Below are 24,715 nucleotides of genomic sequence, written 5' to 3'. Positions count from 1 at the left end.
GTCGATGGAGGTCACTCTAAACATTGTGCTTATTTGCTGATAGCGAAAATAGATGCTCAACTTGTTCAAATTTTTTGATGCAAGGCCACTTCCTCGCCAGCCAACCCTGCGGCCGCGCTTCCACCCTTGGCAGAACAAACGATTGCCGTTATGATCCGCCGCACTTTTTTCCAGCGACCCGGATCCCATGATACCCTCGCGCAGGCACTCTCCTTTGGCCGGTGCAGTCTGGATGATGGTGGCAGGACTCTGCTTCGCCGCCGTCAACAGCCTGAGCCAGTATGTCAGCTTCAAGCTTGGCCTCCCATCGACTCAGGTCGCCTTCCATCAATACCTGATCGCCCTGATCTGCCTGCTGCCCTGGCTGGTTCGTCATGGCTTGCGCCAATCCCTGATGACCAATCAGTTCCGGTTGCACCTGTTGCGGGTATTGCTGGCAGTGATCGGCATCCAGCTCTGGCTCTGGGCACTGGCGTACCCCGTCCCCATCTGGCAGGGGATCGCCCTGCTGATGACCTCACCGCTGTTTGCCACCCTGGGCTCCGCCCTGCTGCTCAAGGAGCAGGTGAGCCGCACCCGCATTCTGGCCACCCTGGCGGGCTTTGCCGGCGCCATGCTGATCCTCGCCCCCTGGACTGACGAGTTCAACTGGGCCTCCCTGCTGCCGGTGGCGGCGGCGCTGTTCTGGGCCGGCTACTCCCTGATGGTGCGCTATCAGGCGGCCAACGAATCATCCCACACCATTGTGGTCTATCTGCTTATCTTCAGTACCCCGTTCAACATCATGCTGGCCCTGCCGGAGTGGCAGTGGCCAAGCGAGAGCCAGTGGCTGCTGGTAGCCGCCTCCGGCGTGCTGACGGCACTGGCCCAAATGTCCATCGCTCGCGCTTACAGCGTGGCAGAGGCCTCCTTCGTGCAGCCTTTCGATTTTGCCAAGCTGCCGATGAACGTGCTGGCGGGCTGGCTGGTATTTGGCTGGGCGCCCCCCGGCCGTCTGTGGCTTGGCGCCGCCATCATCATTGGCGCCATTACCTTGCTGACCCATCTGGAGCAGCGCGCTCACAAACCCGTTTCCTGAGGTACGCCATGCGTGCCTCTTTTTTTGTCCGCTATTCGTGCGATAGCGATCATCAACAATGACCATCGACATCAGGAGAGATCGTATGTTTGGAACCGCAACCCGCCCCGGCGCCACCCGTGCCCTGCTGCTGGGCTCCGGCGAACTTGGCAAAGAGGTCGCCATCGAGTTGCAACGGTTCGGGATCGAAGTGATCGCCGCCGACCGCTATGCCAACGCCCCCGCCATGCAGGTGGCCCACGCAGCCCACGTGCTGGATATGCTCGATGGCAACGCCCTGCGTGCCCTGGTTGCCGAGGTTAAACCCGACCTCATCATCCCCGAGATTGAAGCGATTGCCACTGATACCCTGGCTGCCCTTGAGCAAGAAGGGGTCAAGGTAGTGCCCAACGCCTGCGCTACCCAACTCACCATGAACCGGGAAGGGATCCGCCGCCTCGCCGCCGAGACCCTGGGTCTGCCCACCTCACCCTATCGTTTTGCCCAAAGCAAAGAGGAGTTTGTCGCCGCCGTCGAGGCTATCGGCCTGCCCTGCGTGGTGAAACCTGTGATGAGTTCGTCCGGCAAGGGGCAGAGTGTACTGCGCGATCTCGCCAAGCTGGATGAGAGCTGGACCTACGCCCAGGAGGGTGGCCGCGCCGGTCGTGGCAAGGTGATCGTCGAGGGCTTCGTTCCCTTTGAGTACGAGATCACCCTGCTCACGGTACGCGCCGTCGATGGCATTCACTTCTGCGACCCTATCGGCCACCGGCAGGAAGATGGCGACTACCGCGAATCCTGGCAGCCACAGGTGATGAGCGAGCTGGCGCTGGTCCGATCCAAAGAGGTAGCGGCCAAGGTGGTCGAGGCCCTCGGCGGTTACGGCCTGTTCGGGGTCGAACTCTTCATCAAGGGGGATGAGGTGTGGTTCAGCGAAGTCTCCCCCCGCCCCCACGATACCGGCATGGTGACCCTGATCTCGCAGGATCTCTCCGAGTTCGCCCTGCACGTGCGCGCCATTCTGGGACTGCCGGTCGGCACCATCACCCAGTACGGGCCGAGTGCCTCCGCCGTGGTGTTGCGCGAAGGGCACAGCCAGGACATCCGCTATCAGGGAATTGGTGAGGCATTGGCGCTGGTGCCGGGCGCCCAGCTGCGGCTGTTTGGCAAGCCGGAGATCGCCGGTCGCCGCCGTCTTGGCGTGGCGCTGACCCGCGCAGCGGATTGCCAGGATGCGGTGGAAAAAGCCAAAGCTGTGGCCGCCAAGGTCGAAGTACTGTTCTAAGGGCTTTTTTGCCACAGCAAAACAAACGTTTGCCGATGTGATCGAGCGCAAGGGGCATGGCAATGCCCCTTTTGCATTTCCCCGTCAGGCTTATAATCCCCTCTTCAAATTTGTCAGGAGTACAAGATGTTAGCTGCCGTGATCTTCGATATGGATGGTGTTCTGATCGACTCGGAACCCTTTTGGCAACGGGCCCAAATCGCCGTTTTCTCCGAACTGGGTCACCCCCACACCGTCGAGGATTGTGAGTCGACCATCGGCGTGCGCATCGATCAGCTGGTTGCCCACTGGTATCGCCTGCGCCCGTGGAGCGGCCCGACTCAGGAAGAGGTGGTACAGCGCATTCTGGATCGGGTCAACGCCCTGATCCTCTCCGAAGGTCAGGCCAAAGCCGGCGTGCTGGAGGCGCTCGACCTTATCGAGGCCCGCGGCCTGAAAGTGGGTCTGGCGACCTCCTCACCCTTTGCCATGGTAGAAGCTGTACTCGGCAAACTCGGCATTCGCGATCGCTTTATGGCGGTTCACTCTGCGGAAATCGAGCGTTTCGGCAAACCGCACCCGGATGTCTATATCCACGCCGCCGAGAAACTGGGGGTTGAGCCGGTGCACTGCTTGGCCATCGAAGACAGCTTTACCGGTTTGCTGGCGGCCAAGGCGGCCTCCATGACAGCGCTGATCGTGCCGGATCCCGCTTTAGTGGGCGACCCACGCTTGGCCATCGCCAACTACCAGCTCGGCTCGCTGGCCGAACTCAATGCCGACATGTTGGCCAGCTGGGTCAAATAGCGCCTATCGGCGCCTTGCTGCGCTCGCGTTCTCATATCCGCAGGGGGCTCCAGCCCCCTGTTATTGCCAAACAACCGTTGGCAATTCCCCTCTTTTCACCCGTCAATCACAACCGGATTGTGCTTATCGCACACGACCAGTCCAGCCGGTTTCACCTTGCCATCCCTCAGGCTTGATCTCTGTCATAAACGTGCGTTTGCTCGCGGTTAACCCCCTGCAGCCCGACTAGAATCAGGGTAGATAGGCGGCCTCAGGGCCCGAGGAGGTTATCATGATCGAGTACACCAGCAAGCGCATCGTCTGCCCCCACTGCGGCCACCATACCCGGGTCGAGCTGGATGCCAGCCAGGGTGATCAGGAGTTTTACGAAGATTGCATGGCCTGTTGCAATCCGATCCATCTGCGGCTTCACCGCGACGAAGCACGCGACTGTTTGCAGTTGTTTGTGGATGCAGACGACGAGCAACTGTTTTGATTACGAGTCACAAAAGGCCGAGCAGGGCATTGTTGCCTAACTCAGCCAGCAAGTCATGACTTCCGAAGCCCCATGTGCTGCTACAACACTTGGGGCTTCTTTACAGGCAGAGCAAGGAGTTCCGTTTGTTTATCGCACTCATATGCGCCACCACTTCTCCTACCTGACCGTTGCATTTCCTGAGAATGCTATTTCCTGCCAGCAACTGCTTGAACCGGTAAATTACCGTCACTGCCAACGGGCGATGGTGCTTCCCCTCCCTAATATCTTCTTTCGGTGCACCACTCTCTCCGTTTGCACCGCCTCATTCCTCGTATGCTCCTTTACCTATACCCCCGTATTTTAACGAGGAGGAATAGAGACTGATGCCCATGATGGTCGTGGTAAAACCAGTTGTTCATGACCTCGTTATCAACCCAGCAGGTGAGCCAGCTCTCGCTTGGTCGGCACGCGAGGCTCTCTCTCGGGTTGAAAGCCAACATGTTCGATACGTAATTTCGACTTCGGAGAGCCACCCATGAGATTACGTCGCATACAAAAACTCAGAATGGACTTTAACCTGCGCAATAAATGCCCTGCGTTTTTCGGCTTTTTCTTGCCAATCTTATCAAACCACTCCAGCCAGCTCGAAAACGGGATCTGTTCCACCGGAATACCAATAAACAGAGGTTCGAAATAGCGCTGCATGGTATGCTCATAGAGCATGACCGTACGAGGCCGCAGCTTGGGCAAATGGTGCTCACGAAAATGCTCGCAGCACTGTTTCAGGGTGACATCATGCTTCTGGTGGAGTTTATCCCAAAAAACTCTGGGATGTTCATTACGTTCAAGAGCGCCACGGATAGCAGGGATCAACGCCCTGGCATCAGCGAGTTTAAGGTCGGGATAGCGTCCAATTTTGAGTCTCGCCGCTTTTCCTTGCCAGCGATAGCGATATTGCCACGAGATGGTGCCTCGCTCGGTGATCCGAGCTGACAATCCATCACGGTCTGACAATTCCGTCTTGCCAAAGTAGGGCTTACCATAGAGGGCCCGTAGCTTCGTATCAGTAAGTGGCATATGACTCTCATGTGACTGGTTATCTGATTTTTCACTGACACATTAACGCGTCCTAACGTGTACACAGATATGTACCAAACTGGTCTGGAACGGACTGAATCAAGATCGGACAAAGTGAGACAATCTGAGATAACACCTCGTATAACGACTTGTTTTTCAAACATATAGACACAATTCAGAACCACGTAATGAACCAGCAGACAAATCCTACCTTCTATTTTCACGACTACGAAACCTTCGGCATCAGCCCCGCCAAGGACAGGCCGTCGCAGTTTGCCGGTATTCGTACCGATGCGGATTTCAACGTCATCGGCGAGCCGCTGGTCATCTATTGCAAGCCTCCGGCAGATTACCTGCCAGATCCGGAGGCGTGCCTTATCACCGGTATCACGCCACAGAAAGCGATGAAGGATGGGCTGTGCGAGGCGGATTTCATTCGCCAGATCCACGAGCAATTCGCCACGCCGAATACCTGTGTGCTTGGCTACAACAGCATCCGCTTCGATGATGAGGTGACCCGCTACACCCTCTATCGCAACTTCTATGACCCCTATGCCTACAGCTGGCAGAACGGCAACTCCCGCTGGGATATTCTCGACATGCTGCGAGCCTGCTATGCCCTGCGGCCGGAGGGGATCGAGTGGGCGTTTGACGATGAGGGCAAGCCGAGTTTCCGGCTGGAGAAGCTGACGGTCGCCAACGGCGTCGCCCACGCCAATGCTCACGATGCACTCTCGGACGTGCTGGCCACCATCGAGATGGCCAAGCTGGTGAAAAAAGCCCAACCCAAGCTGTTTGGTTATCTCTTTGACCTGCGTAACAAAAACAAGGTGAAGGCGCTGATTGACGTGGTGACCATGAAGCCGCTGGTGCACGTCTCCGGCATGTTCTCCCCCTGGCAGGGTTGTGCAAGCTGGGTCTCGCCACTTGCCTGGCACCCCACCAACCAGAACGCGGTGATCATGGTGGATCTGACCCGTGACCCCACCCCGCTTATCGAGCTCACCAGCGAGGAGATCCGCGAGCGCCTCTATACCAAAAAAGAGGAGCTGGGGGATCTGGCGGGCATTCCGGTGAAGCTGGTGCACATCAACAAGTGCCCGGTACTGGCGCCGGCCGCCACCCTGACGGCGGAACGGGCCGACGAGCTCGGCATCAATCGGGAGCAGTGCCGCAAGAGCCTGGATCTGCTGCGCGCCCACCCCGAGGTACGGGAAAAACTGGTGGAAGTGTTCAATCAGGAGTTCGCCGGCAGTAATGAGAGCGACCCCGATACCCAGCTCTACGCCGGATTCTTTGGCCATGGCGACAAGTCCACCATGGATCTGGTGCGTGCCACCCCCGCGGATCTGCTGGGTGAGCGGGAATTTGCCTTTACCGACGCGCGGCTGCCGGAGATGCTGTTCCGCTACCGCGCCCGCAACTGGCCACACACCTTGAGCGAAGCAGAGCAGAAACGCTGGCGCCTGCACTGCAGCGACTACTTCAGCCGCCGTCTGCCGGACTATGTGCCCCGTCTCGAGGCGCTGGCCGAGCAGAACCAGAGTAACGAACGGAACTTCGCGATTCTAAAGAGTCTCTATCACTATCTGGAAGATTTATGAGTTGTGAGTAGTTTCACAATAAATCCTCCCCGCTCATCCCCTTCTTCAGGTCATAATGACGAAGGGGATTTCCCCAAAAACCAATATCTTGCAACATCCTGAGCGGATGTCTCACAAGCAAGAGATCTCTTTGGCCGAACGGAAGCCATTTGCTGATGCCTCGTCACCACGCACTGCTCGGATTACTGGCCCTGCTGCCGCTGGCAGCCAACGCCGCATACCGGTTCGATGTGCCGGATTATCTTGCTCGCCTGCCCGAGCAGACCTATCGCATCGTAGAACAGAACTTCAATACCCTTTATCAGCAGACTGATTTCACTCCCCTGATCACCAACAGCTACTTCAACGGCTCCCATCTCTACAAGTTTGTCGGGGTACCGCTGGCCATCAGCGCCCAGTCAGGTTTCCAGCTGGAGGTGTTTGGTCAGGTCTATAACCGCGCTTCGCAAGCCTATATGCACCTGAGCGAGGATATGTCCCTTTATCGGGTGATGCGGGTCGATCTGATGGGGAACCCCAATGATCAGCTGGCCATCGGTTTTGGTCTGGGGGTGCCCATCACCCCGTTGCTAACCCTCAAGGCGATCGCTTCCGGCAGTGATATCCCGGGCTATGGCTCTGCCAAATACGCCGTTGGTTTTGAGTGGCGTTACTGAAAAACGTGACTGATAACTGCTGATTGAAACAATTCAGGCTCCGTGATGGAGCCTGAATTGTTTATGGTGAGGTTGTGATCAGGCGTAGCGGATCACCCGCCCTTCGCCCTCTTGCAGGGTCATGGCCGTACCGACTGCCTGCCCATGCCAAAAATCAGTTCCCCCTTCTGGCAGCAGAAACTCCTGTGGTTGCCCCTCCCAGTTGAACAGACAGAGCAAAGTGCCGCCCTCGGGCAGGCTTACTTCACCACAGGCAAAGTCCATCGACTCGAAACGGGCAGAGGGTGCACGGGACGCACAAAGCGCCAGCAGCTTGCGCAGTTGCGCCGCTTGCTCCTCATCGAGATCTTGCAGTCGATCACCGGCCAGCATCATGCCACCGCTCGCCACCAGCGCTGCCAGATGGAAGCTGTAATCCGCCTTGCTTGCCTGCTGGCTTGGCAGATCCCGCAGGCAAATGCAGTCGGGGTCGAGGGCCCAGAGTTTGTCGTTCTGCCAGGCGCGGCAGAAGGCCTCGCGGGCGATCTGGCGATAGCGGTGGCCATTGCGTTCCACGTCATCACTCACCCGCATGCCGTGCACCAACCCAAGGCTTGGCCAGATGGGGGCGTTGCAACCGAGCAGGAAAGCACCTTCACCAGCACCACGCAGGATGGCCGCCATACCGCGTCGATAGGCTTCAACCCGAGTGGCGGCCGGATCGTGGAAACGGCCACCGTGGATGGCGCCCCAGAAGTTGGCATCGAGCTTGAAGTAGTGGATGCCCCACTGCTCGCGCAGGGTTCGGAACACCTGTTCAAGGTGCGCTTGCACCTCGGGGTGGGTGCCGTCCAGCACATACCAGGGGGTGCAGCGCCAACCGCCATAGGTGACCCGCTCGGAGGGCAGCGGCAAGCCGTCATCCCCCTTCACAAACCAGTCGGGATGCTCCTGAAACACCTGTGAACCGGGTTCGGCAATAAAGGGCGCGACCCAGAGGGCGGGCTCGCAGCCAGCCTGTTTGATCTCCGCAGCCAGTGCCGCAACGCCCTGCTCGAACTTGGCCGATGGAGTGAGCCAATCGCCCATTTTAGCCTGATAGCCGTCGTCGATCTGCACGTAACGCAGGGCCGGGAAACGCTCGGCACGCACCTGCAGATTCTCGCGAATGTCGGCGGCACTTACCTCGGCGTAGTAGTGATACCAGGAGCACCAGCCGCTCGGGCGCTCACTCACCTTACCGATCAGCGAACCATGCTCGGCCTCGATCAGCCGTGCCAGCTCAGCCAGCAGATCTTCGCGCTCAGCCCCTTCGAGGCAGATCAGCGCCTCGCTCTGCCAATGCTCACCAGCCGCAAGTTTTCGCCCTTCGCAGTTCATCAGGATCTGCAAGCAACCATCGGGATAGAGGCGAAACTCCCCGCCAAAACGGTGGCAGCTGGCAAAGGCGAGCAGCAGCCACCCCTTGCCATGCTCCACCAGCAACAGGTTGTGGATGGTGTGGTAGCCATTGTCATCGGTGATGCGATAGACGCTGGCATCGGGGCAACGGCCGACATGTTGCGGTGATTGCCAGCACCCCATGGTCTGGGCCAGCATCTGGAATCCTTCGCCATAGATGGCGCTCTCCACCGGCAGGCCAAGCTTGCCGTCAAACAGCACCCAGCGGTCAACCGGAGTGGCATCAGCGCCAGTGTTGTCGAGTCGCACCCGACACAGGGGCCCTTCCCACTGACGGGTTTGAAGCAGATGGGGTGGCAACGCATTATCATTCGCCAGCTGGCGAACTCGGGACAAGAGGGATGTCATCACTACTCCTTGTAGTTCGAAAAGGGTTCTATCAGACAATGTTCAACAGATAATCTGCATACAAATCAGCTTCAAACGAACTGATTTCAGTTGTTATTGTTTTAATGCCGCGACCCGGCCTCTCTGGTAAACTGCGATTTTTCTTCCCAGTCGATGAGGTTCACGTGATCGCGCAACGCGCCTTGCTGTACTTTCGTGACTTTATGGTCATCGTCGCCTGCCTGCTGGCAGGCAAATCCGTGGCAGCCATCCTGCCTTTCGCCTTTCCCGGCAGCATCATCGGCATGCTGTTGCTGTTTGTGCTGCTCTCCCTGCAACTGATCAAGCTGCATTGGGTCGAGCTGGGGGCAGGCTTGCTGCTGCGCCACATGGGCGTGCTGTTCGTGCCGGTTGCAGTCGGACTGGTGGCCTGGCTTGAGCCCCTGCGCCAATCCTTCGGCGTCATCATGCTCTGCATCGTGCTCGGGATCGTGCTGATCCTCGCAACCGTCGGTCGGCTCTACCAGAGGATGAACAAATGATCTTCTGGCTAGCGATCCCTCTGACCCTGGCGCTCTATTTCGCCACCCGTGCCCTCTATCGCCGCCTGCCCTGGCCCATCATCAACCCTGTGCTGGTGCCGACCGCGGTGATCATCGGCCTGCTGCTCTGGTTTGATCTGCCCCTTGAGCAGTACGAGCGCGGCAGCAGCCCCATTACCATGCTGCTGGAGCCCGCAGTAGTTGCGCTGGCGCTGCCGCTCTATCAACAGGCGCGCCAGATCCAGGCCAAGCTCAAGCCCATCCTAATCTGTACCCTCGCCTCCGTCTTGATCTCGGTGTGCACAACCCTGCTGATCGGTCATTTTATGGACATAGATCCGGCACTACTTGCTTCGCTTGCCACCAAATCGATTACCACCCCGCTCGCCATGAGCGTCAGCCAGTCCATTGGCGGCATTCCTGCCATCGCGGCCGCCGTGGTGGTGGTGGTGGGGATTGTCGGTGCCCTGATCGGCTATCCACTGCTCAAACTGCTGAAAGTGACCGATCCGGAAGCGCAAGGGCTCGCCATGGGAGCCTGTGCCCACGCCATCGGCACCGCCACCTCCGCCGAGAAGGGGATCACCCAGGGCGCCTTTGCCTCGCTCGCCATGGTGGTATGCGGGATCCTCACCGCGGCCGTCGCCCCGCTGCTGTTTGCCATCTATCACTGGCTGATCTGATGACCCCATTGACCACCTGTTGACCATTCCGGGGGGCCTGCTGGCCTCTCGGGGTGCGACCTGCCGCACAATTTGCACAAGACAAACGTTTCCATTACCATCCCCCTCCGTTTGCCCGTCAGGGCGTGAGCCTGCTCACACATTTACCCGAGCTTGCTCCCTACAATGGCCGCCCAATTGGCCTTTGAGGACACACTATGCATCCCCGTTTTGCCAAGCCATTCGATACCCTCTCTGCCCCGCTCAAAGCAGCCGTGCAGCCCATGCTGGATAGTGCCGACTTCAACGCCCGCTTCACGCCGGAGCAAGTCGCCACCCTGAAAGCCGCCACAGGTCTTGACGATCGCGCCCTGCGCCTCGCCCTGTTGCCGCTGGCCGCTGCCTGCTCGGTAGCACCCATTTCCAAGTTTTACGTCGGTGCCATCGCCTGCGGCCTGAGCGGCAGCTGGTACTTCGGTGCCAACATGGAGTTTGCGGGGCAAGGTCTGTTCCACTCGGTTCACGCCGAGCAGTCCGCCATCTCCAACGCCTGGCTGGGTGGCGAGACCGGGATCAGCGAAATCACCGTCAACTACACCCCCTGCGGCCACTGCCGTCAGTTCATGAACGAGCTGAGCACCGCCAAGATCCTGAAAGTCTCTCTGCCCGATGACCTGAGCGCCCTGCAATCCTTCCTGCCCCACTCGTTTGGCCCAGCGGACCTCGACATCACGGATGCGCTGATGAGCCCGCAGGATCACGCAGAGCTTGAGCTTCAAAGCGAAGACCCGCTGTGGCAAGCCGCGCTGGCCGCCGCCCGTCAAAGCTATGCCCCCTATAGCCAGGGCTATGCCGCGGTGGCGCTGCAATTTGCCGATGGCCGCATCTTCTCTGGCCGCTACGCCGAGAACGCCGCCTTCAACCCCAGCCTGCCACCGATGCAGATGGCCTGTGCCCATGCGGTGCTTAACGGCGAAGATCTCGCCACCATCCGCCGCGCCGTGCTGCTGGAGAATAAAAGCGGCCAGATCAGCCAGCGTGACTCCGCCCAGTCCACCCTCAAGGCGCTGGGCTCGGTCGAACTGGAGTATCAGGCAGTTTGATCCCGGCTTTGTGTCGATATTTGTGTCGATAAACGAAAGCCCCCGCACCTTGGTACGGGGGCTTTTTACTTGGCCGTTTAATCGGGGGCAGCCCTTGATCTCACGGCTTGGCGCGGTTGATCACCCCGTATAACCGATTGCTGATCAGACCGGTTTTAGCCGCGCCGTGAAGTGGCGCAGCAGCGGCGGCTCGTAGTCAAAGGTGAGTCCGCGAATGTCGCTGGCCCGCGCTTTCACTGCGATCAGGCAGTCGGCCACATAGTCCATGTGATCCCGGGTGTAGACCCGGCGCGGAATGGTAAGACGCAGCAGTTCAAAGTCCGCCGCCTCCTGCTTGCCGGTGGCGGGATCGCGCCCCAGCAGCAGGGAGCCAATCTCCACCCCGCGCACGCCCCCTTCCAGATAGAGCTCGCAGGCGAGCGCATGGGCTGGGAACTGCTCGGCCGGAATATGGGGCAGCAGCTTTTTGGCATCGACAAAGACCGCATGGCCGCCGGTGGGGGTCTGGATCGGGATGCCCGCCTCGGCCAGCCGCTCGCCGAGATAGGCCACCTGACTGATGCGGTAGGTGAGATACTCCTCATCCATCCCCTCACGCAGGCCGATGGCAAGCGCCGCCATGTCCCGCCCGGCGAGGCCGCCATAGGTGACAAACCCCTCCATCGCCACGCAGCGCACCTGCACGGCGCGGAACAGGTCGAGATCCTCTTTAAAGCAACACAACCCGCCGATATTGACCAGTCCGTCCTTCTTGGCCGACATGGTGAAAATGTCCCCCAACGCGAACATCTGGCGCACTATCTCCTTGATGCTGTGCTTGGCATAGGCCGGATCCCGCTCCTTGATAAACCAGGCGTTCTCGGCAAAGCGAGCGGCGTCGATCACCACCGGAATATGCTGGCGACGGGCCAGTTCGGAAACCGCCTCCATATTGGCCATGGAGACCGGCTGACCACCGGCGCTGTTGCAGGTGACCGTGATGATGATGCCGGCCACGTTGTCGGCCCCCAGGGTCTCGATGGTGTCGGTCAGGCGAGGGAGATCAAAATCCCCTTTCCAGGCGTAGGGCGCCGTGGTGTCGAGGGCTTTCGGGTTGAGCAGGTTGATGGCCCGCGCGCCAGCCAACTCCACGTGAGCCTTGGTGGTGTCAAAGTGGTAGTTGGAGATAAAGACCGGCGCCTTGCCCTTGCAACGCTTGACCAGCTCGGGGAAGAGGATCTGCTCGGCCCCGCGCCCCTGGTGGGTGGGCATCACATGCTGGTAGCCAAAAATCTCGCGCACCGTGCGCTCCAGCTCGACGAAGTTGCGGCTGCCCGCATAGGCCTCATCCCCCATCATGATGCCAGCCCACTGACAGTCGGACATGGCACCGGTACCGCTGTCGGTCAGCAGGTCGATATAGACATCTTCGGCCAGCAGCAGGAAGGGGTTCCAGCCAGCGGCCTCGAGGGCGGTGCGGCGCTAGGCCAGTGTGTTTGAAATCGGGATTGGCAAAGAGGCCGGGGCGATCGGGGTCGTCCGGCTGACAAATTCAAACGGCGGGTGCCGCCAATCAGCGGTGAGGAAAGTCGAAGGTGAGAATGGGATCCCGGGTATACCAGTGGGCGAGCAGGCAAGCTGCCCGGGGCGTAGCTGTCATGATTGGCATCACTCCCCTCCATATCGGTTGTAGACAGTCGGTGGCCAACAAGATCCATTGATGGATGCTGCCAACGGGCAGCCTCGCCACGTTAACGGCTGGTTAATTGGCAAACAAGGGGCGCACCGACGGGCTGTGCGCCCGCTCACAAAGTGGGCATCTGCGCGGCAAACCTGCAGCGAGGTTGATCCGCCCGCGCTCCCGCTTCGTTATTCTCCCTACCCACACGCCACATCCCCCATCAGCCAAGGCCGGAAGCCATCATGCATCGCAAACCCCATCTGCCCGAGAAGATCTGCCCCGTCTGCCAGCGCCCCTTCAGTTGGCGGCGCAAGTGGGCGCGCAGCTGGGAGGAGGTTCGCTACTGCAGCGAACGCTGTCGCCACGCTCGTCACCGCAGCCAGCAACCTGAGGGGGAGCGAGTCTGATGGAGCTGCGCCTTGTTCTCGGCGATCAGCTGAACGCCGGTCACAGCTGGTTTCGCACCCCGGATCCGGCGGTCTGCTATCTGATGGCAGAGCTGCGTCAGGAGACTGACTACTGCCACCACCATCGTCAGAAGGTGTTGGCCTTCTTTGCCGCCATGCGCGCCTTCGCGGCAGCCCTTGGCAAGGCGGGCCACCGCGTCTGTTACCTGACCCTTGATGAGAGCGCCCGCTGGCCCGACTTACCCGGCTTGCTGGAGGCTCAGCTCGAAGCACATCAGGCCAGCAGCTTTGCCTGGCAGAGCCCGGATGAGTGGCGCCTCGCCAGCCAGTTGAAAAGCTGGGCGGCGGGCCTTGCCATCCCTGCCACCGAGGTGGAGAGCGAGCATTTTCTCACTCCCCGCGATGGCTGGCAGCGCTATCCCCATAGCCGGATGGAGTTCTTCTACCGCGCCCTGCGAAAGCAATACCAAGTGCTGCTCGATGAGAACGGCCAACCCCTTGGTGGGCGCTGGAATTTTGATGACGAGAACCGCGCCAAGCTGCCGGCGAGCCAGCCCATCCCGGCCCCCCTCACCTTTGCCAACGAGGTGAGCGAGATTGATGCCATGCTGACCCGCCACGGGGTCAGCACCATCGGCGAGGCGGATGCCAGCCAACTGCCGTGGCCTATCACAAGGCGCCAGAGTCGCGAGCTGCTGGCCCATTTTCTGGCCCACTGCCTACCTCACTTTGGCCGCTATCAGGATGCCCTGAGCGAGCGGGGCTGGAGTCTGTTTCACAGCCGTTTGTCGTTTTCCCTCAACAGCAAGATGCTTCATCCGCTTGAGGTGATCCGCGCCGCCGAGACCCACTGGCAGGCCAATCAGGCCACCATCACGTTGGCGCAGGTGGAGGGCTTTATCCGCCAGATCCTCGGCTGGCGCGAGTTTGTCCGCGCCCTCTACTGGGAGAAGATGCCCGACTACCAGCAGACCAATTTTCTCGGGGCCAACCGGCCGCTGCCCGGTTTCTTCTGGAATGGAGAAACAAAGATGGCCTGCGTGCGACACGCCATTGGCCAGTCCCTCGAGCACGGTTACGCCCACCATATCCAGCGGCTGATGGTGACAGGCAACTTTGCCCTGCTGACGGGGATCCATCCTGACGAGGTGGATGCCTGGTATCTCGGCATCTATGTGGATGCCATCGAGTGGGTGGAGCTGCCCAACACCCGCGGCATGAGCCAGTTTGCCGATGGCGGCCTGATGGGCAGCAAGCCCTACGCCAGCAGCGGCGCCTATCTCGAGCGGATGGGCCACTACTGCAAGGGGTGCCACTATCAGGTCAAAGCTCGCCACGGCGAAGGGAGCTGCCCCTTCAACAGCCTCTACTGGCACTTTCTCTGGCGCAATCGGGACACACTGGGCGGCAATCCCCGCCTCGCCCTCCCCTATGCCAACTGGGATGGCCAAGCCGCGGAACAACAGCAGGCCATTCTGGCCACTGCGGAGCACTACCTGATCAAGCTGGAGCAGTTGTAAGCGGGCCATGTCCCCTGGCACATTCACACTGACAAGAGCGCAGCGATTTACGCTGGCAATCAGGCTCACCATCGCACCAAACACCAGCCTGTGACCGGCAAGCAGACGGAGATCCCAATCCTGCGCAGAGCAGTTGAATATCCTGTGGCGGCTGATTATGGTGGTGGCCACATCAGGAGATCAGTCAAGGAAAGACGATATGGAGATAGTGGTTCTCGGTGGTGGCGTGATTGGGGTAACCAGCGCCTGGTATCTGGCCAAAGCGGGTCACAACGTAACCCTGCTGGAGCGACAAGGTGGCGTCGCCCTTGAAACCAGCCATGCCAACGCCGGGCAGATATCCCCGGGTTATGCGGCACCCTGGGCGGCCCCCGGCATCCCCCTCAAGGCCGCCAAGTGGATGCTGCAAAAGCATGCCCCCTTCACCGTGCGCCCCACTGCCGATCCCTTCCAGCTACGCTGGATGCTCAGAATGCTCGCCAACTGCACCCCGACCGCCTATGCCACCAACAAGGGGCGCATGGTGCGTCTGGCCGAATACAGCCGCGACTGCATGAAGCGGCTGCGTGACGAGCTGAACATCGATTACGAAGGGCGCCAGCTCGGCACCCTGCAGCTGTTTAGAAGCCAGTCCCAGCTCGATGCCAGTCAGCGCGATATCGAGGTGCTGGAGGAGTATGGCGTCCCCTACCAGTCGCTGGATGCCAGCGGCTGCGAATCGGCAGAGCCTGCGCTGGCGCGAGTGCGTGGCAAAATCGTCGGCGGCTTGCGTCTGCCCGGCGACGAGACCGGCGACTGCTTCCGCTTCACCAAGGCCCTTGCCCTTGAAGCCGAGAAGCTCGGGGTCAAGTTCGTCTTCAACTGCGACATCGACGAGATTGAGCAAGCCCGCGGCCGCGCCGTGGCGGTGCGAGCGGGCGAACAGCGCTATCGCGCCGATGCCATCGTCTGTGCGCTCGGCAGCTATGCCACCGGCTTTTTGCGGCCGCTGCTGCGCCCGCTCGGGCTGGAGCTGCCGGTCTATCCGGTCAAGGGCTACTCCCTCACCCTGCCGATGATCAATGCTGAGGCCGCGCCGCGCAGTACCGTGCTCGACGAGACCTACAAGGTGGCCATCACCCGCTTTGACGAGCGGATCCGGGTCGGCGGCATGGCGGAGCTGTCGGGCTACAACCTCGCCTTGAATCCGAGACGCCACGACACTCTGGCAATGGTGGTGGGCGATCTTTTCCCCGAGGGGGGCGATATCAGCCAAGCCGAGTTCTGGACCGGACTGCGCCCCATGACGCCGGACGGCACCCCGCTGGTGGGGCCAAGCCCCATTCCCGGCCTCTGGCTCAATACCGGCCACGGCACCCTGGGCTGGACCATGGCGGCCGGTTCGGGTCAGTTGTTGTGCGATCTTATCAACGGCAGCGAACCCGCCATCAGCGATGAGGGGCTCACTCTGGCCCGTTACGGCTAAGCGCCCAAGCTGTCGGGCTGTTTCACTCGCTTTTCACCCGCTTTATTGACAGGCCACCGCCATAAACGGTGGCCTTTTCGTCTGATGTTGACCTTCTCCCTCCCCGTCTACCTGGGCGGTGCTCTGGCTGCCGGTTAATGCAGCAAACGGCACAGAATATTGCGCAATTCGACTTGCGCCAGCCGCCACAATCCGTAATGTGGATAGACGCATTTTTCGCAGCGCATATTTTTTAAATGGCCTGTAAACCGCTTGTAAACAGGCGTCGCCAGACAAGGGGTTACGGGTGTCACCACGAGTTTCTTTAGCAGCAATCCAGGGTAGGACAATATGAAAAAAGTAGGTTTGGTCGGTTGGCGTGGCATGGTGGGATCGGTTCTGATGAGCCGGATGCAGGAAGAGCAGGATTTCGCCCATATTCAACCCACATTCTTCACCACCTCCCAGGCCGGTGAGGCCGCACCCAACTTCGGCGTCGATGCCGGTACTCTGCAGGACGCCTTCGATATCGAGGCGCTGGCCAAGCAGGATATCATCATCACCGCCCAGGGCGGCGACTACACCAAGGATGTCTATCCGCGCCTGAAAGCCGCCGGCTGGCAGGGTTACTGGATTGACGCCGCCTCCTCCCTGCGGATGGAGAAAGACGCCGTCATCATTCTGGATCCGGTCAACGGCGACGTCATCGAGCAGGCCCTGAACGATGGCATCAAGACCTTCGTCGGCGGCAACTGCACCGTCAGCCTGATGCTGCTGGCCCTCGGCGGCCTGTTCAAGGCCGATCTGGTGGAGTGGGTGAGCGTGGCCACCTATCAGGCTGCCTCCGGTGGCGGTGCCCGTCATATGCGCGAGCTGGTGACACAGATGGGGATGCTGCGCGACGAAGTGGCGGTCGAGCTGGCAGACCCTGCCTCCGCCATCCTCGACATCGAGCGCAAGATCACCGAGAAGACCCGCTCCGGCACCCTGCCGGTAGACAACTTCGGCGTACCGCTGGCCGGTGGCCTTATCCCCTGGATCGACACCAAGCTCGACAACGGCCAGAGCCGTGAAGAGTGGAAGGGTCAGGCCGAGACCAACAAGATTTTGGGTATCGAGAACGCCGTCATTCCAGTGGATGGTCTGTGCGTGCGGATCGGCGCCCTGCGCTGCCACAGCCAGGCGTTCACCATCAAGCTGAAAAAGGATGTGCCGCTGGCGGAGATCGAAGCCCTGCTGGCTGCCCACAACGACTGGGTAAAAGTGATCCCCAACGATCGCGACATCACCGCCCGCGAACTGACTCCAGCGGCCGTTACCGGCACCCTCAGCATTCCGGTGGGTCGTCTGCGCAAACTCAATATGGGCCCTGAGTATCTGGCCGCCTTTACCGTAGGTGATCAGCTGCTGTGGGGCGCCGCCGAGCCGCTGCGCCGCATGCTGCGTATCCTGCTGGCGCGCTAAGCCGCCACAGCAGCAGATACAACAAGGGCGGGGAGTCACACTCCCCGCCCTTTTTTATTGCCAGTTTTTATAAGCCCTTTAGCAGACTCTCACTCTTGCAGTCACTTAAAGCAGAATACGCTGGCAGCCGCTGTAGATCTCGGCCCGCCCGGGGCGGCAAAAACCCACCAGAGTGAGCCCGGTCTGCTCGGCACGCTCGACCGCAAGCTCGGTAGCGGCCGAGATGGCGAGCAAGATCTCGACCCCGGCGCTGGCGCACTTTTGCACCATCTCGAAGCTGGCGCGGCTGGTCACCAGAATGGCGCCGTCACGGCGACCCGTGCGGCACAGATGACCCACCAGCTTGTCGAGTGCTATGTGGCGCCCCACATCCTCGCGAATGGCGAGAATATTGCCCTCACCATCCAGATGCACCGCCGCATGGGTGGCGCCGGTGCGCTGACCCAATAGCTGGAGCGGGCGCAGCGCGGTCAATACCTTGTCGATATGGCCTACCGCCAGACGCTGGCTGTCGGGCAAGCTTGGCTGGGTGCGGATCACCTGCTCCAGACTCTCGCTGCCGCAGATGCCGCAACCGGTGCGCCCCGCCATGGTGCGCCGCTTCTCTTTGAGGCGATGGACGCAGCGATTGGCCAGGGTGATATGCAGCTCAATCCCCTGACAGCCGTCAATCTGCTCGATGTCGTGGATATCGAGCAGGCTGTCGATGATCCCCTCGGATAGCGAAAAACCGATAGCGAAATCCTCCAGATCGGAGGCCGAGCACATCATCACGCTGTGGGCGATGCCGTTGTAGACCAGCGCCACCGGCGTCTCGGAGGGGAGCTCCATCTCGCTGTCGCAGGTCAGTGTATCGGCGCGATAGTGCACCACCTCGCGATGGATGGCGCAGCGTGCCAGTTCGCTCTGCTCGCTTTGTTCTCTCTGCTCGCTCCGCGCCTCAAGCTCTATGGCCTCTCTCATGGTGCGACCCCGTCAATGATTTCGGGATCCCGGGCCGAGATGCCGAGCCGCTTCATTTTGGAGAGCAAGGTCGTGCGCTTCATGCCGAGGCGGTTGGCCGCCCCCCGCTCACCGGCCACGATGCCGTTGCAGTCGCGCAGGGCGGCGATGATCGCCTCGCGCTCATCCTCCGGCCCCTCGGCAAAAAGCGGTGTGGCGGGCTCGTCATACACCAGGGTCTCAATCTTGTGATAACCCTTGAGGGGCATCAGCTCATCGGGTGAGAGATTGAGCACATGGCCGCGGGTCATCACCACGGCGCGCTCGATGACGTTCTCCAGCTCGCGGATATTGCCGTACCAGGGGAGCGACACCAGCATCTTCATGGCATCGGCGGGGATCGAGGTGATGGTGCGGCGCATCCGCTTGGCGATCTTCTTGATAAAGAAATTGACCAAGAGCGGAATATCCTCGCGGCGCTCGCGCAGCGGCGGCAGTTCGATGGGAAAGACGTTGAGGCGGTAGTAGAGGTCACTGCGAAAGCGCTTGTTCTTGACCATGGAGAGCAGATCGCAGTTGGTGGCGGCCACCAGCCGCACATCCACCACGATGGGGTTGCTGTTGCCCACCCGCTCCAGCTCGTGCTCCTGCAATACCCGCAAGAGTTTGGGCTGCAAGTCCAGCGGCATATCCCCCACTTCGTCGAGGAACAGGGTGCCCTTGTGGGCCCGCTCGAAGCGGCCGATACGCTGGGTCAGGGCGCCGGTAAAGGCCCCCTTCTCGTGGCCAAAGAGATCGCTCTCGATAAGGCCGGTGGGGATGGCGGCGCAGTTCACCTTTACCATCTCGTGATCGTGGCGGGCACTCAGGGCGTGAATGGCCTGGGCGATCAGCTCCTTGCCGGTGCCGGTCTCGCCGAGGATCAGCACGGTGCTGTCGCTCTCGGCCACCAGCCGCACCTTCTCCAGCACACTCTCCATCACCGCGCTCTGGTAGATGATGTGGGGGAACTCCCCCTGCATCTGCGGCTCGTTGATGCGAATGGTCTTCTCTTTTGCGCCGTTGGTGTTGGAGATCTCCTGCTGTGCCTGCACGTTGTTCATGGCAATGGCCGTGCGCGCCGCCACCTGCTCCAGCAAGGAGATATCGATATCGGCAAAGAAGTCGGCGTTGGGGTGCGAGAGGATCAACACCCCCAGCAGGTTGCCCCGATAGCGCAGCGGCAAAATGCAGGAGCTGTCGGCCTCTGGCGGCAGGATCTGGGAGGTAAAGCGGCAGCGATTGCTGCAGCCGTGGCCATGTTCGCGATAGACAAAAAACGGCTCGCTATGGCCAAGGGCTCCCTGCAGACACTTCTTTTCGAAACAGGAGTGGTCGATGATGCCCGGCTGCTCGCTCTGGTGCTGATTGACCAGATAGCTTTTGAAGCTGTCGGAGGTGGCGTTGTACTCCGCCAGACACAAGCTGCTGATGCCGAAGTGGTGATGCAGGATGGTAAACAGGCTCTTGGGCAGCTCGGCGATGCGCACCAGTTTGATCACCGCGTTGGTCACATCCACCAGAATTTTGCAACTGTCGCGCTCAAGACGCAGGGAGTTGGCCTGCTCCAGGGTGCGCTCCTTGTCCTGCACGTTCTCCAGCGCAATTGCGATAATGGCCGCCAGCTGGGTCAGCTTGGCCAGGGTCTCCATGGTGAAGCTGTCGAGCTGGGTGTTGATAAACTCGACCCCGCCAAGGTGGCTGCGGGCGGTGGTGATGGGGAGCTGGCAGTAGGAGCGCAGCCCCCCGTAGACCCCTTCGCGATCCAGCGCCGGGCAGCGATTCTCAAAGCGAGCGGCAGCGAGAATGATGGCCTGTTCCGGGGTCTCTTTGGTAGGACGGGGGGAGAGGTGCAGCTCTGCCTTGGGGCAGACCAGATGCTTTGGGCCGGAATGTCCCATGAAGTAGAAGATGGCCTCCTCGTCCGCACCCATGTTGAGGATCAGGTTGACCCGGGTCACGCCGCCGAAGCTGGCATCTATCTTGTTGAGTTTGTGGATAAAATCATCGAGCGTCACGGCCGACAGGAGGGATTTGGAGAGCAGGAGGAAACCGTCGTCCCAGATGGGAGAGATCTCGTCCAGGGGGATGGCACTCACATTTAGCATTGCGGCCTCACGTTATATCAATTTCAGTCACCAGTCAGGCTGTCCATGCCATCGCATCACGACAAGCACTCGTCACCAAAATAAATAGCCGCAGCCCGTAAAAGCGGCTGCCAATAAGAAAAGCGGTGACGAAAATTGTCGCATGTTGCAATTCCAGAGTTGTTATTAACGAACGACAACAAAAAGTAACATCGTTATCGGGGGATATATTGGAATGGCGACTCATCATAGATGAGCTCAAATTTCATTACAATCCGATTTAATATATCTGATGGCCATATTTAACCGGTTATTTCATCAGTTCTTGATCTCAATTAAGGCGCCCGAAAAGTGGGCCGCCGTCAACTGTCAGATCTGCCTCTCCTCTTCGCTGACTGCGGGATTCGAGGTGGCGTTTGCTGCCCATCCATCGGCAGTTTATGAGGTGATGATCCGGCTGTGGCAGCACTTCAGGCCACCGAAGATAAAGAGGGCCGACAGGCTCTGGAAGGCCATCAGCAGCCAGCTGGCGTTGTCGGCAAGCTCGGCGGTGACGCTCTGGTGCGTGAGATAGACCAGCAGGGTGATCACCCCCAGCAGCAGGCTGTTGATCAAGGTGGTGGAGATAAACCCGATCAGCCAGGCACTGGAAATACTCAAGGCAGAAAATACGCTGCTCATGGCGAGCCGCGCTGCCATAAAACAGCCGAAAAAACCGAAGCCCAGCAGAAATATCATCTCGTCGCGCCAAATATAGCAACCTATTCCCAGCAATATCGCCGCCAGATAGGTGCCAATATAGAAAAGTCCGAATAAGCGACCAATTTCATGTTGCATCATTTACTCCCTTTTTTTGGGTAATAAAAGGGTGCCCGACTCGATAAATCCGAGTCGGGTTCCCTTATTTGTGCAGAACCTCTTTTTTAGGGCGATCAGCCTTTGGCTGCGCTGCGCAATTTCGCCTTGAGCGCGCTGTATTCAGTCTGGACGTACACTTCCGCCTCGGGCTGATTGTCGATGCGCTCGATCTTCACCGCGCAGTACTTGTACTCCGGCGTGTGAGAGACGGGATCGACATGCTCGATGGTGAGCTCGTTACAGGCCCCGATCCACCACTGGTAGGTCATGTAGACCACCCCGGCGTTGACCCGGTCGTTGTAGTTGGCCCGGGTGATCACCTTGCCACGGCGCGACGAGATCCAGACCAGCGCCTGATCCTTCACCCCGAGCTTTTTGGCATCGCTCGGGTGGATCTGCACATAACCGGGCTCATCGGCCAGGGTCTGCAGCGCCGAGCAGTTGCCGGTCATGGAGCGGCAGGAGTAGTGACCTACCTCGCGCACGGTGGAGAGCACCAGCGGGTACTCGGCACAGGGCTGCTCCAGCGGCGGCCGCCACTCGGAGGCAATCAGCTGACCCTTGCCGCTCGGGGTGGTGAACACATTCCCCTCGAACAGGGTGCTGGTGCCCGGGTGATCCTCGGTCGGGCAAGGCCACTGCACGCTCTTGAGATCGGCCATCTTGTCGTAGCTGACTCCGGCGTAGAGCGGGCAGAGCGCACGCATCTCGTCCCAGATCTCTTCGGTGTTGTGGTACTCCATGGGATACCCCATGGCGGTCGCCATCAACGAGAAGATCGCCCAGTCCGGCTTCACGTTCTCGGGGGGCGTCACCGCCTTGTAGAAGCGCTGGAAGCCGCGATCCGCCGAGCTGTAGACCCCTTCATGCTCGCCCCAGCTTGTGGCGGGCAGAATGACGTCGGCCATCTCGGCGGTCTGGGTCATGAAGATATCCTGCACGATCACCAGATCCATCCCCGCCAGAGTGCGGCGGAACTGACCCAAGTCAGCTTCGGTCTGAGCCGGATCTTCACCAAAGATGTAGAAGGCCTTGCACTTGCCCTCCTCCACCTTGTGGCCAAGCTCGGTCAGGCGATAGCCGGGTTTCTGGGACAGTGACTCCACGCCCCACGCCTTGGCAAACTTGGCGCTGATGGCGGGGTCGGCCACCGACTGATAACCCGGGAACTGGTGCGGCAGCATCCCCATGTCACAGGTGCCCTGCACGTTGTTCTGACCACGCACCGGCCCGCAACCGGTGCCGCGGCGACCGAAGTTGCCGGTCAGCAGCGCCAGACCCGCGAGCCCCTTGACCACGTCCACCGCCTGACCGTACTGGGTCACCCCCATGCCCCACAGGATCATGGAAGCAGGCGACTCGGCATAGGTGCGAATGGCGGCGCGGATATCGGCGGCTTTGAGGCCAGTGATCCCCTCGACATATTCCGGGGTGTACTTGGCCACCGTCGCCTTGAAGGTCTCGAACCCTTCGGTGTAGTTGGCGACAAAGGCCTTGTTGTAGAGCCCTTCATTGATCAACACGTTGGCGAAGGCGTTAACCAGCGCCATGTTGGAACCGTTTTTGAGCGGCAGCCACTGATCGGCGATACGGGCGGTCTCCACCATGCGGGGATCACACACAATCACCTTGGCCCCGTTTGCCTTCGCCTTGAGGATATGGCGGGCCACAATGGGGTGAGAGTCAGCAGCGTTGTAACCAAACACCAGCAGGCACTTGGTCTCTTGAATTTCGGGAATGGCGTTGCTCATGGCGCCGTTGCCTACAGTTGTCTCCAGACCGGAGACTGAGGGTGCGTGTCACACCCTCGCGCAGTGGTCGACGTTGTTCGTCCCAATCACCGCACGGGCAAATTTCTGCATCACATAGTTGGCTTCATTGCCGGGGCCACGGGCAGAGCCGGTGGTCATGATGGCGTCCGGGCCATATTTCGCCTTGATGGCAGAGAGACGGCTGCTGGCGAACTCGATCGCTTCGTCCCAGGAGACTGCCTCGAACTTGCCACCGCGCTCGCGGCGGATCATCGGGCTCTTGAGACGGGGGGTCAGCAGGTTGGTGTCGTTCAAAAAATCCCAACCGTAATAGCCCTTGAGGCAGAGCTGCCCCTCGTTGGTCCGGCCGTTGGCGCCTTCGGCCCCCACCACCTTGTCGTTTTCAACCAGCAGGTTGATTTTGCAACCGGTGCCGCAATAGGGGCACACGGTAATGACTTTTTTCATGACTCACACTCTTGTTTGTTAACGAAAAACGGCTCGGCAAGCCCGCTCACACCCGCGCCGGCATCGCCAGCAGTGCCTCGGCACTGGCCAGCTGCTTCTGCCGGTTCAGGGTTTCAAGATGCTCCGGCGTGACCAGCCGCAGCGCCTGGGTCGGACACACCTCGACACAGGCCGGGCCCGCCTCGCGGTGACGGCAGAGATCGCACTTGAGCGCCTGCGCCTTGGTCTGCGGACGCTTGAAGAGCGAATCGGCAGCGGGTGCCACCTCTTTGAGCACCACCGCCATGGCGCCGTAAGGACAGGCCACCACGCAGGACTTGCAGCCGATGCAGCGCTCCTGCAACACCTTGACGCAACCATCCTCGCTGACGATGGCATTGTTCGGGCAGGCCATGGCGCACGGCTTGTCTTCACACTGGCGGCAGAGCACCGGCGTGGTCACCTTGCTGCCCACGATCACCTTCAGGCGCGGCTGAAAGTAGCTGTCCTTAGAGACCAGATGTCCATCCTCGATGGCAAGATGCAGGCCGCCCTCCCGCTCAAGGGTCCCGCTGCAAGACCCTGACTGGTGTGAAACGGCGCAGGCCACCTCACAGGTACGACACCCAATACAGAGACTGGGATCTGCAATCACGAAGCTGTTCATAGAGAGGGATCCTAAATGGTTCGTTACACCGGGCCGCCCGCCGACAGGCAAAGAGGCGGCCAGCCCCCCACAAAGCATTTATCAGACCAAAACGGGCAATGGCGCGATAAAAAATTACAAGCAACTGAAAATAAAGGAGTAATCAGAAATGGAAGCGCGCTGATTGCCACCTCTGACGAGGGTGACGACGGGATGGGAAGTGTGATCGACACGACAAAAGTGACGAGCTCGACACCGGCTGACTAAGGTATTTCACCCTACCCTTCCAGCCTGCACGCACAAATAACAACCAATCAATGACTAATTTATTGATCTCGGACAGATTATGCGCCGATTGCCCTTTTTACCCCCTACCCGATTGGATAGCATGCTTCAGTTGGCAACATGCTCCATTGGGGTCGCTTTCAGGATGTTTAAAAATAATGCTACATAA

Annotated in this window: 21 protein-coding genes and 2 pseudogenes; 14 read left to right on the top strand and 9 right to left on the bottom strand. The window is 59.9% G+C overall.

What is annotated here, in order from left to right:
• Positions 1–187: 187 nt before the first annotated feature.
• The 4 genes from G5332_RS01410 to G5332_RS01395 all read left to right on the top strand — a co-directional run bounded on the left by G5332_RS01410 (position 188) and on the right by G5332_RS01395 (position 3,603).
• A complete protein-coding gene (locus tag G5332_RS01410; RefSeq protein ID WP_224967576.1) occupies positions 188–1,078 on the top strand; it encodes a DMT family transporter in 891 nt (296 codons plus the stop codon).
• Between the two features lie 85 nt (positions 1,079–1,163).
• Entirely contained in the window at positions 1,164–2,342 is a 1,179-nt protein-coding gene (gene purT / locus G5332_RS01405; RefSeq protein WP_216978854.1) for a formate-dependent phosphoribosylglycinamide formyltransferase, read from the top strand.
• 126 nt (positions 2,343–2,468) lie between these two features.
• Positions 2,469–3,128, top strand: coding sequence for a hexitol phosphatase HxpB (hxpB, locus tag G5332_RS01400; RefSeq protein WP_139741909.1), 660 nt, complete (start codon positions 2,469–2,471; stop codon positions 3,126–3,128).
• Between the two features lie 271 nt (positions 3,129–3,399).
• The gene (locus tag G5332_RS01395) at positions 3,400–3,603 is read left to right on the top strand and encodes a CPXCG motif-containing cysteine-rich protein (RefSeq protein ID WP_005336871.1); all 204 of its coding nucleotides are present in this window, start codon (positions 3,400–3,402) and stop codon (positions 3,601–3,603) included.
• An 80-nt stretch (positions 3,604–3,683) separates the two neighbouring features.
• Here G5332_RS01395 and G5332_RS01390 read toward each other — a convergent pair.
• Positions 3,684–3,927: pseudogene (locus G5332_RS01390) on the bottom strand (IS5/IS1182 family transposase); the annotation flags it as partial.
• Between the two features lie 87 nt (positions 3,928–4,014).
• The gene (locus G5332_RS01385) at positions 4,015–4,662 is read right to left on the bottom strand and encodes an Arm DNA-binding domain-containing protein (protein WP_227340633.1); all 648 of its coding nucleotides are present in this window, start codon (positions 4,660–4,662) and stop codon (positions 4,015–4,017) included.
• A gap of 188 nt (positions 4,663–4,850) precedes the next feature.
• Here G5332_RS01385 and sbcB point away from each other — a divergent pair, with 188 nt between their 5' ends.
• Together sbcB and G5332_RS01375 are read left to right on the top strand one after the other, a co-directional pair.
• Positions 4,851–6,266 carry an exodeoxyribonuclease I gene (gene sbcB, locus G5332_RS01380; RefSeq protein WP_421311056.1) on the top strand — a complete coding sequence of 472 codons (1,416 nt, stop codon included), beginning with the start codon at positions 4,851–4,853 and terminating at the stop codon, positions 6,264–6,266.
• 155 nt (positions 6,267–6,421) lie between these two features.
• On the top strand, positions 6,422–6,922 hold the full coding sequence (locus tag G5332_RS01375; protein ID WP_005360277.1) for a hypothetical protein: 501 nt from the start codon (positions 6,422–6,424) through the stop codon (positions 6,920–6,922).
• Between the two features lie 78 nt (positions 6,923–7,000).
• On the opposite strand, the gene G5332_RS01370 is transcribed toward G5332_RS01375, so the two are convergent.
• A complete protein-coding gene (locus tag G5332_RS01370) occupies positions 7,001–8,710 on the bottom strand; it encodes a glycoside hydrolase family 36 protein (RefSeq protein ID WP_421249269.1) in 1,710 nt (569 codons plus the stop codon).
• Positions 8,711–8,874: 164 nt separating this feature from the next.
• On the opposite strand from G5332_RS01370, the gene G5332_RS01365 reads away from it, so the two are divergent.
• From G5332_RS01365 to cdd, 3 genes are all read left to right on the top strand, one after another.
• Positions 8,875–9,231 carry a CidA/LrgA family protein gene (locus G5332_RS01365; RefSeq protein ID WP_005333279.1) on the top strand — a complete coding sequence of 119 codons (357 nt, stop codon included), beginning with the start codon at positions 8,875–8,877 and terminating at the stop codon, positions 9,229–9,231.
• Positions 9,228–9,914: an LrgB family protein gene (locus G5332_RS01360; RefSeq protein WP_227094596.1), complete on the top strand. Its 687-nt coding sequence runs from the start codon at positions 9,228–9,230 to the stop codon at positions 9,912–9,914. The genes G5332_RS01365 and G5332_RS01360 overlap by 4 nt, the downstream gene beginning before the upstream one ends.
• Positions 9,915–10,111: 197 nt before the next feature.
• Complete coding sequence (cdd, locus tag G5332_RS01355; protein ID WP_421249268.1) at positions 10,112–10,996, top strand: cytidine deaminase; 885 nt, start codon at positions 10,112–10,114, stop codon at positions 10,994–10,996.
• 144 nt (positions 10,997–11,140) lie between these two features.
• On the opposite strand, the pseudogene G5332_RS01350 reads toward cdd, so the two are convergent.
• Positions 11,141–12,457, bottom strand: a pseudogene (locus G5332_RS01350) (tryptophanase); the annotation flags it as partial.
• A gap of 441 nt (positions 12,458–12,898) precedes the next feature.
• Between G5332_RS01350 and G5332_RS01345 the strand changes: the two are divergent.
• From G5332_RS01345 to asd, 4 genes are all read left to right on the top strand, one after another.
• Complete coding sequence (locus tag G5332_RS01345) at positions 12,899–13,063, top strand: DUF2256 domain-containing protein (RefSeq protein ID WP_080741246.1); 165 nt, start codon at positions 12,899–12,901, stop codon at positions 13,061–13,063.
• Positions 13,063–14,583, top strand: a complete 1,521-nt coding sequence (locus tag G5332_RS01340) for a cryptochrome/photolyase family protein (protein ID WP_421249267.1) — start codon at positions 13,063–13,065, stop codon at positions 14,581–14,583. Before G5332_RS01345 ends, G5332_RS01340 begins: the two co-directional genes overlap by 1 nt.
• Positions 14,584–14,740: 157 nt before the next feature.
• A complete protein-coding gene (locus tag G5332_RS01335; RefSeq protein ID WP_421311072.1) occupies positions 14,741–16,048 on the top strand; it encodes a D-amino acid dehydrogenase in 1,308 nt (435 codons plus the stop codon).
• 330 nt (positions 16,049–16,378) lie between these two features.
• Positions 16,379–17,491: an aspartate-semialdehyde dehydrogenase gene (gene asd / locus G5332_RS01330; RefSeq protein WP_005345266.1), complete on the top strand. Its 1,113-nt coding sequence runs from the start codon at positions 16,379–16,381 to the stop codon at positions 17,489–17,491.
• Positions 17,492–17,596: 105 nt separating this feature from the next.
• On the opposite strand, the gene fdhD is transcribed toward asd, so the two are convergent.
• The 5 genes from fdhD to G5332_RS01305 form a co-directional block, all read right to left on the bottom strand.
• Positions 17,597–18,454, bottom strand: a complete 858-nt coding sequence (fdhD, locus tag G5332_RS01325; RefSeq protein WP_421311055.1) for a formate dehydrogenase accessory sulfurtransferase FdhD — start codon at positions 18,452–18,454, stop codon at positions 17,597–17,599.
• Positions 18,451–20,580, bottom strand: coding sequence for a sigma 54-interacting transcriptional regulator (locus G5332_RS01320; protein WP_421311054.1), 2,130 nt, complete (start codon positions 20,578–20,580; stop codon positions 18,451–18,453). The genes fdhD and G5332_RS01320 overlap by 4 nt, the downstream gene beginning before the upstream one ends.
• Before the next feature lie 417 nt (positions 20,581–20,997).
• Complete coding sequence (locus tag G5332_RS01315) at positions 20,998–21,396, bottom strand: hypothetical protein (RefSeq protein WP_319889776.1); 399 nt, start codon at positions 21,394–21,396, stop codon at positions 20,998–21,000.
• A gap of 95 nt (positions 21,397–21,491) precedes the next feature.
• On the bottom strand, positions 21,492–23,636 hold the full coding sequence (fdhF, locus tag G5332_RS01310) for a formate dehydrogenase subunit alpha (protein ID WP_421311053.1): 2,145 nt from the start codon (positions 23,634–23,636) through the stop codon (positions 21,492–21,494).
• 46 nt (positions 23,637–23,682) lie between these two features.
• Positions 23,683–24,282 (bottom strand): 4Fe-4S binding protein, encoded by a 600-nt coding sequence (locus G5332_RS01305; RefSeq protein WP_040065709.1) that lies wholly within the window; start codon positions 24,280–24,282, stop codon positions 23,683–23,685.
• A 15-nt stretch (positions 24,283–24,297) separates the two neighbouring features.
• Here G5332_RS01305 and G5332_RS01300 point away from each other — a divergent pair, with 15 nt between their 5' ends.
• Positions 24,298–24,528: a hypothetical protein gene (locus tag G5332_RS01300; RefSeq protein ID WP_421311052.1), complete on the top strand. Its 231-nt coding sequence runs from the start codon at positions 24,298–24,300 to the stop codon at positions 24,526–24,528.
• Positions 24,529–24,715 lie beyond the last annotated feature (187 nt).

It is taken from the genome of Aeromonas sp. 603757, assembly GCF_049171255.1.
GTDB lineage: Bacteria > Pseudomonadota > Gammaproteobacteria > Enterobacterales > Aeromonadaceae > Aeromonas > Aeromonas veronii_A.
Note: the sequence above shows the minus strand (reverse complement) of the source record. Positions and strands in the feature narration are given on the sequence as shown.